Annotated in this window: 16 protein-coding genes; 12 read left to right on the top strand and 4 right to left on the bottom strand. The window is 61.5% G+C overall.

The window, feature by feature from the left end; all coding sequences use genetic code 11:
• The first annotated feature begins 58 nt into the window (after positions 1-58).
• The gene (gene purF, locus BLV41_RS14585) at positions 59-1,624 is read left to right on the top strand and encodes an amidophosphoribosyltransferase (RefSeq protein WP_058945659.1); all 1,566 of its coding nucleotides are present in this window, start codon (positions 59-61) and stop codon (positions 1,622-1,624) included.
• 23 nt (positions 1,625-1,647) lie between these two features.
• Positions 1,648-2,796, top strand: a complete 1,149-nt coding sequence (gene purM / locus BLV41_RS14590; RefSeq protein ID WP_044577485.1) for a phosphoribosylformylglycinamidine cyclo-ligase — start codon at positions 1,648-1,650, stop codon at positions 2,794-2,796.
• Between the two features lie 324 nt (positions 2,797-3,120).
• On the opposite strand, the gene BLV41_RS14595 is transcribed toward purM, so the two are convergent.
• Positions 3,121-3,351 carry a DUF3073 domain-containing protein gene (locus tag BLV41_RS14595; RefSeq protein ID WP_044577488.1) on the bottom strand — a complete coding sequence of 77 codons (231 nt, stop codon included), beginning with the start codon at positions 3,349-3,351 and terminating at the stop codon, positions 3,121-3,123.
• Between the two features lie 325 nt (positions 3,352-3,676).
• Between BLV41_RS14595 and BLV41_RS14600 the strand changes: the two genes are divergently transcribed.
• Positions 3,677-5,626, top strand: coding sequence for a septum formation family protein (locus BLV41_RS14600; RefSeq protein ID WP_074712271.1), 1,950 nt, complete (start codon positions 3,677-3,679; stop codon positions 5,624-5,626).
• A 60-nt stretch (positions 5,627-5,686) separates the two neighbouring features.
• Here the strand turns inward: BLV41_RS14600 and clpB are convergent, their stop codons facing one another.
• On the bottom strand, positions 5,687-8,302 hold the full coding sequence (clpB, locus tag BLV41_RS14605) for an ATP-dependent chaperone ClpB (RefSeq protein WP_074712272.1): 2,616 nt from the start codon (positions 8,300-8,302) through the stop codon (positions 5,687-5,689).
• A 173-nt stretch (positions 8,303-8,475) separates the two neighbouring features.
• Between clpB and BLV41_RS14610 the strand changes: the two genes are divergently transcribed.
• On the top strand, positions 8,476-9,255 hold the full coding sequence (locus BLV41_RS14610; RefSeq protein ID WP_074712273.1) for a MerR family transcriptional regulator: 780 nt from the start codon (positions 8,476-8,478) through the stop codon (positions 9,253-9,255).
• Between the two features lie 7 nt (positions 9,256-9,262).
• Here the strand turns inward: BLV41_RS14610 and BLV41_RS14615 are convergent, their stop codons facing one another.
• Complete coding sequence (locus tag BLV41_RS14615; RefSeq protein WP_074713346.1) at positions 9,263-9,952, bottom strand: ubiquinone/menaquinone biosynthesis methyltransferase; 690 nt, start codon at positions 9,950-9,952, stop codon at positions 9,263-9,265.
• Between the two features lie 112 nt (positions 9,953-10,064).
• Here BLV41_RS14615 and BLV41_RS14620 point away from each other — a divergent pair, with 112 nt between their 5' ends.
• From BLV41_RS14620 to BLV41_RS14630, 4 genes are read left to right on the top strand one after another with little or no spacing between them, the layout of a single operon-like run.
• The gene (locus tag BLV41_RS14620; protein ID WP_074712274.1) at positions 10,065-10,931 is read left to right on the top strand and encodes a DUF4031 domain-containing protein; all 867 of its coding nucleotides are present in this window, start codon (positions 10,065-10,067) and stop codon (positions 10,929-10,931) included.
• Between the two features lie 23 nt (positions 10,932-10,954).
• Positions 10,955-11,380, top strand: a complete 426-nt coding sequence (locus BLV41_RS14625; RefSeq protein ID WP_074712275.1) for an ASCH domain-containing protein — start codon at positions 10,955-10,957, stop codon at positions 11,378-11,380.
• Between the two features lie 48 nt (positions 11,381-11,428).
• Positions 11,429-11,551, top strand: a complete 123-nt coding sequence (locus BLV41_RS22815) for a hypothetical protein (protein ID WP_280138623.1) — start codon at positions 11,429-11,431, stop codon at positions 11,549-11,551.
• A 59-nt stretch (positions 11,552-11,610) separates the two neighbouring features.
• A complete protein-coding gene (locus tag BLV41_RS14630) occupies positions 11,611-12,270 on the top strand; it encodes a pentapeptide repeat-containing protein (protein ID WP_074712276.1) in 660 nt (219 codons plus the stop codon).
• Between the two features lie 25 nt (positions 12,271-12,295).
• Here the strand turns inward: BLV41_RS14630 and BLV41_RS14635 are convergent, their stop codons facing one another.
• Positions 12,296-12,769 (bottom strand): hypothetical protein, encoded by a 474-nt coding sequence (locus tag BLV41_RS14635; protein ID WP_044577503.1) that lies wholly within the window; start codon positions 12,767-12,769, stop codon positions 12,296-12,298.
• A 146-nt stretch (positions 12,770-12,915) separates the two neighbouring features.
• On the opposite strand from BLV41_RS14635, the gene BLV41_RS14640 reads away from it, so the two are divergent.
• From BLV41_RS14640 to BLV41_RS14655, 4 genes are read left to right on the top strand one after another with little or no spacing between them, the layout of a single operon-like run.
• On the top strand, positions 12,916-14,124 hold the full coding sequence (locus BLV41_RS14640; protein WP_074712277.1) for a sensor histidine kinase: 1,209 nt from the start codon (positions 12,916-12,918) through the stop codon (positions 14,122-14,124).
• Positions 14,121-14,747 (top strand): response regulator transcription factor, encoded by a 627-nt coding sequence (locus tag BLV41_RS14645; protein ID WP_074712278.1) that lies wholly within the window; start codon positions 14,121-14,123, stop codon positions 14,745-14,747. The genes BLV41_RS14640 and BLV41_RS14645 overlap by 4 nt, the downstream gene beginning before the upstream one ends.
• Before the next feature lie 24 nt (positions 14,748-14,771).
• The gene (locus BLV41_RS14650; protein ID WP_074712279.1) at positions 14,772-15,167 is read left to right on the top strand and encodes a hypothetical protein; all 396 of its coding nucleotides are present in this window, start codon (positions 14,772-14,774) and stop codon (positions 15,165-15,167) included.
• Between the two features lie 41 nt (positions 15,168-15,208).
• Complete coding sequence (locus BLV41_RS14655) at positions 15,209-16,834, top strand: sialidase family protein (protein WP_074712280.1); 1,626 nt, start codon at positions 15,209-15,211, stop codon at positions 16,832-16,834.
• Positions 16,835-16,861 lie beyond the last annotated feature (27 nt).

Consider the following 16,861-nt stretch of genomic DNA (forward strand, 5'->3'; position numbering starts at 1 on the left):
ACTTAAGCTACGTCACAGTAGGTCAGATGTGCGCCTCATTACATGAGATAATTTTCTCGTGGCTCGCGGAGACGGAAAACTATCCCATGACCTTTTACCCGGAGAAAAGGGACCTCAGGACGCTTGTGGCGTGCTGGGTATCTGGGCACCCGGTGAAGAGGTTGCAAAACTAACCTATTACGGACTGTATTCACTACAGCACCGTGGTCAGGAATCTGCTGGCATCGCAACAAGCGATGGCAAGCGGATCAGTGTGTACAAAGACATGGGACTCGTATCCCAGGTCTTTGACGAACCCACACTGAATACCCTGACGGGGCATATGGCTGTTGGCCATTGCCGCTATTCAACGACCGGCGCTGCCAACTGGGCCAACGCCCAGCCCACTCTGGGCGCAACGGGCAGCGGTACCGTGGCGTTGGCGCACAACGGCAATCTGACGAACTCTGCAGAACTGCATGAGATGGTCATTGCCAAGTACGGCTCCCCCACATCGGGCGAGATGGCGCAGGGCAACACCACTGACACCGCACTGGTCACCACCTTGCTTCGTGGCGAAGATGGCCGCTCTCTTGAAGAGACCGCCATGGAATTGCTGCCGAAGATTCACGGCGCGTTCAGCTTTGTCTTCATGGACGAGCACACCTTGTACGCAGCCCGCGATCCGCACGGTGTACGCCCGTTGGTTCTGGGGCGCCTTGAAAGTGGCTGGGTTGTAGCTTCAGAGGACGCCGCACTGAACACCATTGGCGCTACGTTGATCCGTGAAATCGAGCCCGGCGAATTTATCGCCATCGATGAAGACGGCGTACGCACCCAGCGCTTTGCACCGGCAACACCGGCCGGTTGCGTTTTTGAATACGTGTACTTGGCTCGTCCGGATGCAACCATTGCCGGTCGTTCCGTTTACGAATCCCGTGTGGAAATGGGCCGCCAGCTGGCCCGCGAAAACCATGCCGACGCTGACCTGGTCATCCCGGTACCGGAATCCGGCACGCCGGCAGCCATTGGCTACGCCGAACAGTCCGGCATCCCGTTTGCCCATGGATTCGTGAAGAACGCCTATGTTGGCCGTACCTTCATCCAGCCCAGCGATACGCTGCGCAAGCTCGGCATCAAGCTCAAGCTCAGCGCACTCGACTCCGTTATCCGCGGCAAGCGCATTGTTGTTGTGGACGATTCAATCGTCCGTGGCAACACCCAGCGTGCCGTGGTGCGCATGCTCAAGGAAGCCGGCGCCAAGGAAGTCCACGTAAAGATCTCCTCACCGCCGGTTCGCTGGCCATGCTTCTACGGCATCGACTTTGCTTCACGTGCGGAACTGATCGCCAACGGTGCAGCAGTTGATGAGATCGCCAAGTCCATTGGCGCCGATTCCTTGGAGTACATCTCCGAGGACGGCATGATCGAGGCCACCTTGCAGCCGCGCGAGCGTCTGTGCACGGCCTGCTTCACGGGCACCTACCCGATTGAACTTCCCAGCAGCGACCGTTTGGGCAAGAACTTGCTTGAACGCACCGCCGCCGGCAACGCCACCCCCTCCACCGGTTGCGATCCGGGACCTGACGCGGAACTCGAAACAGTTCTGACCGATCAAGACCGCACCGCCGCCAACGGTTCTTAGAGCATTCGCAGAAAAGAGACGCCATGACCAACGCCTCCCACGATTCCGCTACCCAGGGAATCACTTACGCCAGTGCAGGTGTCGACACCGAAGCGGGCGACCTCGCCGTTGAGCTGATGAAGGAAGCCGTCAAGGCAACGCACGGCCCCAACGTTGTTGGCGGCTTCGGCGGATTCGCCGGCTTGTACGACGTATCAAAGCTCCTGACCTACAAGAAGCCGTTCCTGGCGACGTCCACGGACGGTGTTGGCACCAAGGTTGCCATCGCCCAGGCCATGGACATCCACGACACCATCGGGTTTGACCTCGTCGGCATGGTTGTCGATGACATCGTGGTGGTTGGCGCCGAGCCGTTGTTCATGACCGACTACATTGCCACCGGCAAGGTTGTCCCGCAGCGCGTGGCGGACATTGTTCGCGGTATCGCCGCTGCCTGCAAGGTTGCCGGAACCGCCCTGGTGGGTGGCGAAACCGCTGAGCACCCCGGCCTGCTGGCTCCGGATGAGTACGACGTCGCAGGTGCTTGCACCGGAGTGGTCGAGGCTGACCTGCTGCTGGGTCCGGAACGCGTGCGCGAAGGTGACGTCATCATCGGCATGGCCTCCTCGGGCCTGCACTCCAACGGCTACTCACTGGTCCGCCGCGTCATCAACCACGCAGGCTGGGCCCTGGACCGTCAGGTTTCGGAGCTGGGCCGCACCTTGGGCGAGGAGCTCCTTGAGCCCACCCGCGTGTATGCCGCAGACTGCCTGGACTTGACCCGCTACCTTCCTGTCACGCAGGAAAAGGCTGTTCACGGTTTCAGCCACATCACTGGCGGCGGCTTGGCTGCCAACCTGGCACGTGTACTGCCACAGGGCCTCATCGGCACCGTGGACCGCTCCACCTGGAGCCTGCCGGCCATCTTCAACCTGGTCTCCCAGCTGGGCAACGTACCGCTGGCCGATCTGGAGCGCACGCTGAACCTTGGCGTGGGCATGGTGGCAGTGGTTTCCGCTGATGCAGCCGACGACGCCGTGGCCCGCCTGAACTCCCGCGGCTTGCCGTCATGGGTTATGGGAACTGTCACCGCAGAGGCTTCGGACTCCGACAAGACCGGCTCCGACTACACCCAGGGCGCCAAGGGTGTTGACGGCGGCGCAGTCCGCCTGGTGGGCAACTACGCTTCCTAGTTTTTAGACTCACGACGGCGGCCCTCACCTTTTGGTGAGGGCCGCCGTCGTGCGTTAACCCTAGACACGAAAATGATCCCGATTCCTCTTTCCAACACCGGAATCTCGGCATCAGAAAGCGTGATCGGGATCATTTTCCACGAGTGGGAGCGATCGCGAGGGACCCTGGCCGAGGAACGAGGCTAGGGAGTGATCGGGTGGGCCCACGATCACGAGGGACCCTGGCCGAGGAACGAGGCTAGGGAGTGATCGGGGAACAACAAAATCCCCACACGTCGCTTTCGCGTCGTGCAGGGCTTGTTGCGTTTATTGAACTAAGTGATTCTACCCAATACGCCGGGAGTCCACGTCGTCGTCTTCTTCAAACTGATCCGCATATTTATCTTCATATGCCGAATAGTCCGGCTCTGCAGGAAGTTCGCTGTGATGGCTCGGGGCACGCCGAGTAGTCCCACCAAGCTCTTTTTGCAGAGCTGAATAGTCAGTGCTCGGGGAGTAGTACTTAATGTCCCGAGCCTGCTTGGTTGCCTTCGCCTTTTGACGGCCGCGCCCCATGGCGTGACCCCCTTTTACACTTGGACCGGAGGTGGTCGCTCGGGCTAAGAGCGAGGCTCCGGAATATTCGGTCAATTTGTCGTATTCCTAGATTACATTAGTTCTGCCCCTATCGTGTTCCACTATGGGTTGTTCTGCCCATAGCCAAACACTGAATTTCCCGCGGCACCGGCGCGAAATTCGGTAGAGTCACGTGTAGACAGAGTATTTTCTCCACGGAGACGGCTGGCCGGGGTGCTCAAAAGGTAGATTCCGGTCACGTCCAGCCACCATCACAAGCACAACTTATTGCGCGGAACCCGGCGCAGCACGGAAGGTCAGTCCCATGAACGAGAGCAGCAACGCCAACGATCAGGACGCTCCGAAGAGCCCTTCGTCTGAAAACGGAGACCAGCCGGAAGCGGTCATTTCCGGCTCGGACTATGAACTTGCTGAGCCGCAGTTGGGTGTCGCCGAAATCAGTGAGGACGTTGCCGAGATCGTTGACCTCGAGGCCGCGGCAGCCGAGGCCGCTCGTGTTGAACATGAGGCGGAACTCGCTGCCCAAGGTGTTTCGGCCCCCTTCACTGATGCGTTTGAGGCCAACCCCACTGGGGAAGCCGCAACCCAGGAAGAGCCCATCGATTGGGACAGCGCCCAGACTGTCATGCGCACCGACTTCACCAAGCCGCCCGTAGCGACCAACCCGTGGTCCCCAGCGGCTGACTCAGCGCCTGAGGAACCCGCAGTGGACCTGGCCGCGCAGAACCGGCGCGACGCCGGCGCTGCCGCTGTTCCCGCCGTAACTGACGTGCCGGGCGCACCTGATGCTCCCGATGCGACTGAGGTAGCGGACGCGCCAAGCGCACCTGTTGCACCCACCGTCCCTGGTGAACCAGAAATGCCCAGCGCACCTGTTGTTCCGAGCGCACCGGAGGTTCCAACAACCTCCGAGTCACCGACTCCTCCCGAAGCGCCCGAATCATCTGACGCGCCGACTGAACCGATGGCGCCCGAGGCACCTCCTGCGCCGACAACGGCACCGACTGCCGGAAATGACCATGGTTGGCGCCGGCCCGAAACGCCGTGGCAGCAGTCGGCCACTCCTTGGCAACCCAAGGCCGGCCAATGGCAGTCGCCCGCTCAAATTGCACGCGGCCATGAAGAAACCGCGGCAGCAGCAGCTTTGGCCGCGGGGTCGCTGGCAGCAGAACAACCCACTGTGCCGATTGAGCCTCAGCCAGATAGCACCCCAACCACCGCGTCGCCTCAGGTAAACGCCGCAGGATCGAACCCTCAGCAGCCATACGGCCAGCCCCCTGCGCCCGGCCAGCCGAACAACGGCGGTCCTGCGCCCTTCGGCCAAGCTGCAGCAAGCGGCCAGCCACCCTATGGCACGCCGGGCCAGCAGGGCGTACCGCAGCAGGGAGCACCCCAGCAAGGTGGCCCGAATTGGGGTCCCCCGCAGCAAGGTGCCCAGCAACCTGGAACGCCCCAGCAGGGAGCCCCCAATTGGGGTGCTCCCGTACAATTTGGCGCTCCTGGCATCCCTCCGGTTCCTGGCTCCGGTGGACCTCAGGGCCCCAACGGTCCGGGATATCCTGGTGGCCCCCAAGGCCCCGGGCCTCAGGTTCCCGGATTCCCGAACGGCCCGGCAGGTCAGGGCGGCGGTGGCATGTCTCCGTCGGCAAAGAAGAAGCTTTTCATTATTCTGGGCGCCGTTGTGCTCGGCCTTGGACTTTTGGCGTTCTTCATTTGGCTGTTGGTTGGTTTCATTGTCGGCAACGTCAAGAATCTGGATCCGATCCCGGCGCCTGCGGCTACCTCAGAGTCTCAACCCCTGGAATCCCCCGGAACCGAGCCCAGCGCTGGGCAAAGCGCCGAGCAAAGCGCCGAGGCCAGCGATGCGGCCGAGGGAAGTCCCGATGACGGGCTGATCTTGGATGCCCTGTCCCCTTTGGATTGGCTCGAAGGTGACTGCCTTCGAAACTTCAAGGACCAATCCACCGTGGCCGATGTGGTTTTGTGCAGCTCCCCGCACAACGCCCAACTGGTGGGAACATTTTACTTCGAGGATGAAGCCGATTACCCCGGTCTTGAAGCTCTCAAAGCCAAGGCAGTGGAGGTGTGTGACGCTGTCTCCTTCACCTCCGACGCCGGGGACATCAGCACGCTCAAGCAGACCACCGCTTACCCGTCAGAGACCACATGGAACGAGAAGGACGATCGCCGGGTGGACTGCATGGTTCATGACACCCGTGACGGAAATCCACTGACAACAGACCTGATCCAGTAACAAAACGGCAATGGCCGGCCCGCTCATGAATTGAGCGGGCCGGCCATTACTGTTTTGGGATTACTTCCGGGTCACCGTCAACCCTGAACCGGAAGCAGAGTCCATGTCCAGCTCATCGAAATCGGCGGCCGTGTCCACCAGGACGGTGTCGCCGTCCGTGATGGTGCCGGCCAGGATTTCCTTGGCCAGGCGGTCGCCTATTTGGCGCTGGACCAGGCGGCGCAGCGGACGTGCACCGTAGGCCGGATCGTAGCCTGTCAGGGCCAGCCACGCCCTCGCCGCATCTGTTACGTCAAGACTTAGGCGCCGCTCGTACAACCTCGAAGCCAGCGACTGCACCTGCAAGTCCACAATCCGCGAGAGCTCCTCCACGTTAAGTGCGTCAAACATGACGATCTCGTCGAGGCGGTTCAGGAACTCCGGCTTGAATGAGGCCTCCACGATTGACATGACGGCCTTGTGCTTCTCATCCTCACTCAGCTGCTGATCCACAAGGAACTGTGAGCCGAGGTTGCTGGTCAGCACGATGATGACGTTGCGGAAGTCAACCGTGCGTCCCTGCCCGTCGGTGAGCCGTCCGTCGTCGAACACCTGCAGCAGGATGTCGAAGACCTCGGGGTGGGCCTTCTCCACCTCATCGAGCAGCACCACCGAGTATGGACGACGGCGCACGGCCTCAGTCAGCTGCCCGCCCTCGTCGTAGCCCACGTATCCCGGAGGGGCGCCTACCAGCCGCGAGACCGAGTGCTTCTCGGAGTATTCGCTCATGTCGATGCGGATCATGGCGCGTTCGTCGTCGAAGAGGAAATCGGCCAGCGCTTTGGCCAGCTCCGTCTTGCCCACACCAGTGGGTCCCAGGAACAGGAAGGATCCCGTGGGTCGGTCCGGATCGCTGATGCCCGCCCTGGCGCGGCGAACGGCGTCGGACACGGCCGTCACGGCAGAGGACTGGCCAATCAGGCGCGAGCCCAAGACCTGCTCCATCTGCAACAGCTTCTGACTTTCGCCCTGCAGCATGCGCCCGGCGGGAATGCCGGTCCAGGCCGAAATGACCTCGGCGATGTCGTCGGCCGTGACCTCCTCGGCCACCATGAGCTCGGGCTTGTCGATGGATTCCTCCTCGGCGGCAGCCGCCTCCAACTCGCGCTGCAGGGCAGGCATCTCGCCGTAGAGGATCCGCGAGGCCTGCTCCAGATCGCCGTCGCGCTGGGCCTTGTCCGCAATGGAACGCAGCTCATCCAGCTTTGCCTTCAGGTCGCCGACTCGGTTAAGCCCGGCTTTCTCGGCTTCCCAGCGTGCGTTGAGTCCTGCCAGCTCTTCCTTCTTGTCCGCCATGTCTGCTCGCAACGCTTCGAGGCGTTCAATAGACGCTGCGTCCGTTTCACCACTGAGCGCGAGCTCTTCCATGGTCAAACGGTCCACGGCGCGGCGCAGCTGGTCGATCTCCTCCGGTGCGGAATCGATCTCCATGCGCAGTCGGGAAGCGGCCTCATCCATCAGGTCGATGGCCTTGTCCGGAAGCTGGCGGCCGCTGATATAGCGGTTGGACAGCGTGGCTGCCGCGACCAGTGCGGAGTCCGCGATGGCTACCTTGTGGTGAGCCTCGTAGCGTTCCTTGAGTCCGCGCAGAATACCGATCGTGTCGTCAACGCTCGGCTCCCCCACGAACACCTGCTGGAAACGACGCTCCAGAGCCGGATCCTTTTCAATGTTCTCGCGGTACTCATCCAGTGTGGTGGCGCCGATGAGGCGCAGCTCGCCGCGGGCCAGCATGGGCTTGAGCATGTTGCCGGCATCCATGGAACCCTCGGATGCGCCAGCACCCACCACCGTGTGAATCTCGTCGATGAACGTGACGATCTGGCCGTCGGAGGCCTTGATTTCCTCGAGGACAGCTTTGAGGCGTTCCTCAAACTCGCCGCGGTACTTGGCGCCTGCCACCATCGAGGCCAAATCCAGGCTGATGAGCGTCTTCCCGCGCAGCGATTCAGGCACGTCGCCGGCCACCATGCGCTGTGCCAGGCCTTCGACGACGGCTGTCTTACCCACACCGGGCTCGCCGATCAACACGGGGTTGTTCTTGGTGCGCCGGCTCAGGACTTGAATGACCCGGCGAATCTCCGAGTCACGGCCAATCACCGGATCAAGCTTGCCGGTGCGGGCAATGGCCGTCATGTCCACGCCGAACTTCTCCAGCGCCTCGAAGGTGTTCTCGGGATCGGGCGTGGTGACCTTGCCGTCGCCGCGCACGGTCGGCAGCGCAGCGTCGAGCGCGGCCCGGGTGGCGCCAGCCTTGCGCAAGGCACTTCCGGTTGCTCCGGCGTCGTCCGCAAGCCCCAACAGCAGGTGCTCGGTGGACACGTAGCTGTCTCCCATGCGTTCGGCGGCCTGCTGTGCGGCCTGCACCGCCATCAGCGTGTTGCGGCTGAGCTGGGCCTGGGCCACTGACGTGCCGGACGACGACGGGAGGTTGCGGATGGCGGCGCTGGCACCGACACTGACCTCGTCGGGGTCCACCCCGGCGGCCTTCAAGAGGGCAACGGCAACGCCCTGGCGCTGGTCCATAAGGGCCTTGAGCAGGTGGGCGGGCTCGACCGTGGGGTTGCCGGCGGTCGAGGCGTTCATGGCGGCGGCAGAAAGAGCCTCCTGGCTCTTTGTGGTGAATTTGGCGTCCAAGAGAGATCCTTTCGTTGGCTGTCTGTGAATGTTATGACTCACGGCTAGTAAAGTTGAGTCTACTACGCTCAACTTTGCTTAAATGGATCTTATTCCCACGGCTCGGCGGTTGTGCCTGTCAAGACCCAGCCACCCTTGACATTGACGCAACGTCAACCTTTACCGTTGTTTCCATGAGCACTTTCGAGCCCGGGACAGACTGGTCCATCCATCAAATCACGGCAGTGACCGGCACCACCAGCAGAATGCTGCGGCATTATGCCGCGATCGGCCTATTGCCACCGAGCCGGATTGCGGGCAATGGCTACCGACACTACAACCAGCAAGCCTTGGTTCGGTTGCAGCGCATCCTATTGTTGCGGGAACTCGGACTCGGTCTACCTGAGATTGCCTCAGTTTTGGACCGCGAGAGATCACCCGCGGCGGCACTGAAGGCGCATGTGGCGTGGCTCCGTGGAGAACAAGACAGGCTGACCCGACTTATTGCATCAGTTGAGAAGACCATCGAAGCAGAAAATGAAGGAGAGAAGATCATGGCTGAGGACATGTTTGACGGCTTTGACCATACCCAACACAAGGAGGAGGTTGAGCAGCGGTGGGGAAAGGACGCCTACGCGCGCAGCGATGCGTGGTGGCAGAGCATGGATGCCACAGAACAAGCGGCATGGAAGGGTCGTGTCGCCTCGCTGGGCAGCGACTGGATCGCAGCATTCACCGATGGCGTTTCGCCAGATTCCCCGGTTGCTCAGGAGTTGGCTCGCCGTCACGTTCAGTGGCTTGCATCCATTCCAGGCACGCCGGCGTCAACACCGGGAGGAGATATCCGCGGGTATGTCGCAGGGCTCGCGGAAATGTATGTTGCGGATCCCCGCTTTGGCGCAAATTACGGCGGCACAGAAGGTGCAAGCTTTGTACGTGACGTCCTCGGCTTGTACGCAGAGCGTGAGCTGTAACCCTCGCCTAGCCTGGCTTCCGTGCCGTCCAGATCATGTTGGTGCCCATGAATTTTGGCTTCACCTGAACGTCACGGAAGCCGGCCTGCTCAAATCTGAGTCGAAGCGCCTTAGGGGCAAGGAATCCAAGCGTGGAGTCGACCAAGTATTGATAAGCGGGGCGGTCACGACCAATGAGTGTCCCCAAAGTGGGAATGACAACCTTCATTCCCAGACGGATGAACGGGGCAAGAATGTCACTCGGCGGAGATGATTCAAGCGCAGCTACTACGCCACCGGGCTTGAGGACGCGGAATTGTTCGTTCAGGACCTGATCCAAATCGCTAACGTTTCGCAAAAGGTAGCCGTGCGTCACACCGTCGAACGCGTTGTCCTCAAAAGGGAGCTCGTGCGCGTCGGCAAACTGCCAGTCAATACTCTCGTTACCTTCCATGGTGCGGGCCACCTCCAGCATGGATTCGGAAAAATCCGCCCCGATGATGGTGCTTTCGGGACTCTGCTCGCGAATGGCCCGGGCAATGACACCGGTGCCCGTCGCCAGGTCGAGGTAGCTTGCCCCATGGCCGGACGTGGCGAATGTGGCCACTTCCTTGCACCAGCGCGCGTGCGAATTAAGCGTCATGAGCCTGTTCATCAGGTCATAGCGGCGGGCGATCCCGTTAAAAGTTGCCTGGACTGAAGAGTCTTCGTTTCGCACTGCCACTGGCTTTCGCTTGATGTGTTGAACTCAAACGAGTCTATGCGTGCAGATGCGGGAGGTCATATTCACCCAACAGCCGCCAAGGTGCGCACCGGCCTACACTAAGGCCATGATCTTCATCGATCCGCCCTTCTGGCCGGCGCACGGAACCGTCTTTTCGCACCTGATCTCAGACGCATCGGTAGCCGAATTGCACGCCTTCGCCGCGGCCAATGAGGTCACCGAGAGAGCCTTTGATCTTGACCACTACGACGTCCCGGAACGGCTCTACGCGGGTTTGGTGGCAGCCGGGGCAGTGCCGGTCTCCGGGAAGGAACTTGCGCGCACACTGGTGGCCTCGGGCCTGCGCATCAAGGCCAAGTACCGGGTCAAGTCCGTTGCTTCCGTTCTTGAAAAGCGATGGAATTCGCTGATGCCCACGGAGCCGGGCCTTGGGCTTTCACTTTTAGGACGGTGGAACGAGCCCCACAGGAACTACCACTCGGCCACCCATCTGCTGGCCGTACTGGAGGCTCTCGATCTACTGACGGGCCGTTCCGCTCCACGCCCGGTGGCGCTGGCGGCGTGGTTTCACGACGCAGTTTACAACGGCACGCCCAGCGACGAAGAGGACTCCGCTGTTTTAGCACAACTGAGCCTTAATGGGCTCATTGCTGCCGATGAAGTGGCGGAGGTGGTGCGGCTGGTGCAACTGACGGCCACACATTCCCCCTCTCCCGAGGACGCCGCCGGACACCTGCTTTGTGACGCAGACCTGGCAATCCTCGGCGCCGCGCCAGCCGAGTATTCCCGCTACTTAGCGGGCGTCCGCAGGGATTACGCGCACGTACCGGACGATGATTTCACGAAGGGGCGGGCCGGCGTCGTGCGTCAATTGCTGGCCTTGAAACCTATGTTTCACACCCAAAGAGGGCAGGATTTATGGGCGCTCCGGGCGCAACAGAATTTGAGTGAGGAATTAGGACGATTGAGCTAAATAGCTGAGGGTATGGTGGCCTCATGACTGACTACAGCTCGCTGCCGATTTCCGAATTCGCGTTCCCCGGTCCCCTGCGCGATCAACTGGTGGCCGCGATCCTCGATGGTTCCAAGACGTCCACCACCGCCACGCTCCTTGAGTACGAGCGGGAGGGTGAAGACTTGCCTCTTGCTGGTGCGCGGGAGTTGGTGATTGATTCAGGCGGCAAGGGCGTTGCCGTCATTGAGGTGACAGAGGTCCGCACCGTCCGTCTGGCCGACGTTGACCTGCAGCATGCCGTGGATGAGGGTGAAGGCCACGCGACGGTGGCGCACTGGCGGTCCGGACATGAAGAATTCTGGCACTCAGCCGAGATGCGCGAGGCGATGGAAGACCCAAACTTCGGTGTTGATGATGACACGTTGGTGGTGTTGCAGCGCTTCCGGCTTGTTGATCGGTTGGCATAGTTTCTCGGCCAACATTCCCCTAGGCTGGCGCCATGGCCACCACAGGAATTGTTCGCCATTGGCACGGTGAAGACGGCTGGGGCGTCATTGATTCAGATGAGCCCCGCAGGCGCCCCCGCCAACACCGGCGCGGCCTACACCTCCGGGCTGACACTGAGCTTCGACGGCTGACTCATGCCACTGATGGTTATCAGAATTTCAATGTGGGCGCAGCCCGATACTCTGGGTGCATGGCTTCGAAGACTGACCCCCGCGCACCCCGGCTCACCCCGCTTGCCCTTCACGATCTGGTGGAGAATGACGACGCTTTCTTTGGCCCGGGTGAGACGTATGACGGTCAGCGTTTTGACCGGCCAGCCTTTGACGAGGGCAATCTGACGTCAACCGACTTCCTCGAATGCGAGCTCAACGGCCCAACACTCAACGACGCGGAACTGCGCGGCGTGCGCTTCCGTGGTACCGCGCTCAATGACAGCTTTGCCCCAATCATGAAGGGCGCCCGGACCAGCTGGCGGGACACCGAGATCACGTCACCTCGCTGGGGATCAGCCGAACTTTACGACAGTAGCTGGCAGTCTGTGAGGATCGACGGCGGCAAGATCGACTTCCTGAATCTGCGCGCCAGTAAGATCATCGATTTGCAGATCAGTGATTGCATCATTGGCGAGCTGGATCTTGGTGGGGCGAACATCACCCGCATGGCCTTAAAAAACTGCCGTATCGGCACCCTTGATCTGCAACAGGCCCTCATTAAGGGTCTCGACCTGCGCACCACGGACTTCCGCACGCTCAACGGCATTGGTTCCATGGCCGGTGTGGTGGTGGACGATTACCAGCTGGGCCTGCTGGCGCCCATGCTGGCGGCGCACTTGGGCATCGCGGTCGAGTAGGGAGCCTGTCATGCCCAGCTGCGGCCTAGCGGGCCAGCGAGATGCCCATGGTGGCCAGGACACCAAATGCAGTGCCCCAGATGATGATCGAGATGACTTGCCACAAGATGACGGCGTTCTTGGAAGCGCCAAAGGAAATCATGGCGACCGACGTGATTTGGCTGGGCAGGATAGTTGGTCCAATCAGGCTCACCCCCGCCACTCCGAACTTATCAAATGCCGCACGCAACTTCGCACGGCGCGGAGTCATCTCTTTGGGCGCCTTGCCGGCGGAAACCTTGACCCTCACCCGGTGGGCTGCAATCACAAAGATGAGCAACGAAAGAATATTTCCCACCACGGCTGCGGCAATGGCAACCACGGGATTCATGCCGGAAACCACCCCAAGCACGGCACCAAAGTAAGACTCCACAAATGGTATGGCGGCCACGAGAAGCACCCCCAGCCACTGGAGCATGGGAGGAAGCGAGGTGGTGAAGGACTGCAGTGATTCAATCATGGTGACAGCTTTCTCGTATCGGATTTCGTTGATGATTCAATCCTTCCGTGCCGCCAGGCCTTGGGACAGTGCGCTGCTGTCACCACTCCCACGGGCACTTTCGAACGCCTGACCATGACAAATGTCATTGGCCTAGACTGAGCGTCATGCCCATCGCCACGCCCTCTGAAATTTTGCCGCCCTCGGCCCGCCCGGGCCGCAGCGTGCGGGCAACCTGGACGTACACGCTCGGCTCCATCGTGTTCGTCTTGGTGGTGCTCGATGCCATGCTCGTCAGCCTCGCGCTGGAGCCCATCACGAACGAGTTCGACGGCGGTGCTGGACTTCTCCTTGTCAGCCTTCTTCTCTCCGTGGCCATCCAGATCCGTTATTGCTGGTTCCTGAGGGCCGGATTGGGCGGTGGACTTCCCAGCATGGCGTGGACGCTGGCCCTTGTCAGCTCGGCTGCGGCCGTTTGGGTGCTTGGATTATTTGGTCCGGCTCATGCGCTGATGTGGAGCCTTCCCCTGTGGTTGGCTGTCTGCGTGATAGCTTGTCTGCTGCCCAAACGGCAGCGATGGTTGGTCCTGATGGGTGCGATTGCCGTTTCTCTCCTGCATCCTGCCGCTTACTGGCTCTTGCACGGTCGGGCGTATGGCTACCCGGAGCAACCCGGACTGCGCATGCTCTTTGTCTATGCTGCAGGGATGCCGTTGGTCCTTATCAGCAGCCTCTGGTGGTGGCGCGTTGTGGTGGAGCTGGACCGTCACCGTCTCATGGCAGGCGAACTCGCCGTGACCCAGGAGCGGCTGCGCTTTGCCGCTGACCTCCATGACATCCAGGGACACCACTTGCAAGTCATAGCCTTGAAGTCCGAGTTGGCCGAACGCCTCATGTCCATCAACCCCGAGGCCGCACGGGCAAACATTCATGAAACCCGCCTGATTGCCAAACAGGCCCTCGAAGAAACCCGTTCGCTCGTATCCGGCTACCGGGAAACAGTCCTTGAAAACGAGCTGGAAAACGCCCGCGAGGTCCTCTCCGCCGCCGGCGCCAGCTGCGACTTGCAGTTGGCGCCAGTGCCGGCGCATCCCGCCACCCAGAAGGCACTGGCCATGACGGTACGTGAGGCAACTACCAACATCCTGCGGCACAGCGAAGCCACGGCGGCCTCCATCACCCTGGCGGCATCTGCAGCCGGAGTGTCCCTGGCCATCAGCAACAACGGCGCCCCTCCAGCTCCCGCCGCAACCGGGACCGGGCTGCTCGGCCTACGGGAGCGGCTTGAAGCACTGGGCGGCACACTTGAAACCTCCATGGACGCCGGCCGCTTTGAACTGCAGGCCTGGATCCCCAGCAAAGGAACATTGACATGACAGACGCTCCGCCCGCGGGCCGCATTCGGCTTCTTTTGGCCGACGACGAACATCTCATCCGGGGTGCCTTGGAAGCGCTTTTGGGGTTGGAGCCCGACATCGATGTTGTGGCCAGCGCCGATAACGGCGTCACAGCTACCGAGCTGGCCTTAGCGACAAACCCTGACATCTGCCTTCTTGATTTGGAAATGCCGCAGGCAGATGGGCTGGAGGCTGCGGCAAAAATTCTGGCAGCGGTCAACACGCGGGTCATCATCGTGACCCGCCATGCCCGTCCCGGTGTGCTGCGCCGCGCGCTCTCGTCCAAGGTGTCAGGATTCGTCCCGAAGTCCACCCCTGCACAAGAGCTGGCCGTGGTCATCCGCGCGGTTGCCGCCGGCAAACGCTACATCGACCCGGAAATTGCCGCCGCAGCACTCACCGCCGAGCGTTCACCGTTGACCGACAGGGAATTGGAGACATTGCGGATCAGCCGTTCCACCACGAGCGTGGCGCAAATTGCTCAGAAGCTGCATCTGGCTCCGGGCACGGTCCGCAATTACCTATCCTCGGCCATGATGAAGCTCGATTCCGTGTCCCGGCATGAGGCGGCAGAGAAGGCATGGCAACAGGGCTGGATCTAACCGAACAATGGTAGGTTCTGAACCATGACGATTGACGGCGCAGGCCTGCCACACAACCCGCCCATACTGCTCTCGATCGGACATATCCAGGTCACCGACCAGTACGTCATGACGCCTTCCGGAACTTGGCCCCTGGCCGAAGTCAACGTCACAACCATTGATCAAACCAGGATCACCACCTACACGCCGGGTTGGGCAATTGCCATGGTCGTCATCTTCATCTGGTTCTTCCTGCTCAGCCTCCTTTTCTTGTTGGCCAAGGAATCCCGGATGGGAGGATTTGTCTCCGTCCACATTCAGTCCGGCAATTACACCTATACGGAGCAGATGCCTGTCAGCAATGATTTTCAGCGCATCGACGTCTTCAACAGGGTGCACTTCCTACAGACCCAGATTGGCCGGGCACGAAGCGTCCGCTAGATCCTTCGCAGCCGCGGAAATGGCACTAAGATCGTGGTGTGATGAAACGTCCTACCTCCTCTGAGCACGTTCTTGCCCGCCGCGGCGTTGCCGGTCACCGCCAGTACCGCATCCCAGCGCTGGCAGTGACCACCAACGGCACCATCCTCGCCGCCTATGACGGCCGCCCCAACTTGGATGATTTGCCCAATCCGATCGATCTGCTCCTGCGCCGCAGCACCGACAACGGGGCTACGTGGGGGCCGCAGCAGACGGTCCGGACCGGCACGGGACTGGACGGCTACGGCGATCCCAGCCTGCTGATCGATACGAAAACCGGCCGCATCTTCATGTTCCACGCCGCTGGCACTCACGCCGGATTCTTTGAGGCCATCGAGGGCCTGGAAAATCAGGACGCCATCCAGCACGCGGACCTCAGTTTCTCCGACGACGACGGTCTCACATGGACGCACCGCCGCCTCACCCCCATGCTCAAACATGAAGGCACCACGGGGCTCTTTGCGGCCGCTGGCGCCGGGATCCAAATCCACACGGGCCCCTTCACTGGACGCCTGGTCCAGCAGTTTGTGCTCCTGAACGAGGGCGCCATCAAGGCCGCCAGCGCCTACAGCGACGACCACGGCGAGAGCTGGACGCTGGGCGAATTCATCGCCGGCGCCAACGAGAACAAGGTCGTGTGCCGGGCCGACGGCAGCCTTCTGATGCACTCGCGCGCCACCCCGCACCGGCTCACGGCCGTTTCCACCGACGGCGGCCACAGCTACACCCCGGCACAGCCTCATCTGGATCTGCCGGACCCCAGCGACAACGGCTCTGTGGCCCGCTTCGACGGGCTGCCCAACCTCACCGCTCTGGCCACGCCGGAGACCGCGAACTGGCTCATCGCCACCCACAATCACGACACCCTCCTGCGCCGCAACACCCTCCTGAAGCTCTCGCAAGACAACGGCGCAACCTGGCCATTCGCCGTCGAACTTTGCGGGGGAAGTTCGCAGTATTCCACCGCCGCGCGTCTGCCGGACGGGCGGATCGGCGTGCTCTACGAGCGCCAGGGGTACCAGGAAATTGTGTTCACCACCCTCGATCCGCAAGAGCTGCTTGAATCCCCCACCGCTTCCCTGACGCACGACGCCGGCACCTCCTTCGCCAACAACGTTGGCCTATGCGTGGTGTTGCGGTCCGTCACGCCCGGGCGTCCCGCTGTGTGGGAAAGCGTTGGCGAGAGTTTCGTGCTCACTCAGACCGATGGCGACTGGGATCCTTCCTCGTGGAAGGAAGTGGGACAGGGGTACTCCGAGGATGCCCCGCAGGTGCTCTCCAACCGTGAGTCCCAGGACCTAAACTACGGACCCGTCTTTGCCGGCTACAAGGTCGGGGATGTCCTGGCGTTTGCTGGCCGTGTGGAAAATGCGGGTTCCGCGGTGGCCGAGGTGGCGGTCTCCATGCTTGCCGTTTCGGGTGGTGAGCCGGTACTGGTCGCGGAACCGCTGGAAGCAGGAGCGGTTCGCGGTTTCAACGCCACCCATACGCTGACGTCCGCCGACGTCGCGGCAGGTGTGGCTACCGTTGAGTTCGCGATGCAGGCGGGCTCGAACGGTGCTGCCTGGTCATTCAGCTTCGATATTGCCTCCGGAGACGTCACCGAGGAGTCTGCGCGTTATTTGTAGCGAATCTGGCGCAGGTTCAGAACTGGC

The sequence above is a fragment of the Arthrobacter alpinus genome (assembly GCF_900105965.1).
Taxonomy (GTDB): Bacteria; Actinomycetota; Actinomycetes; order Actinomycetales; family Micrococcaceae; genus Specibacter; species Specibacter alpinus.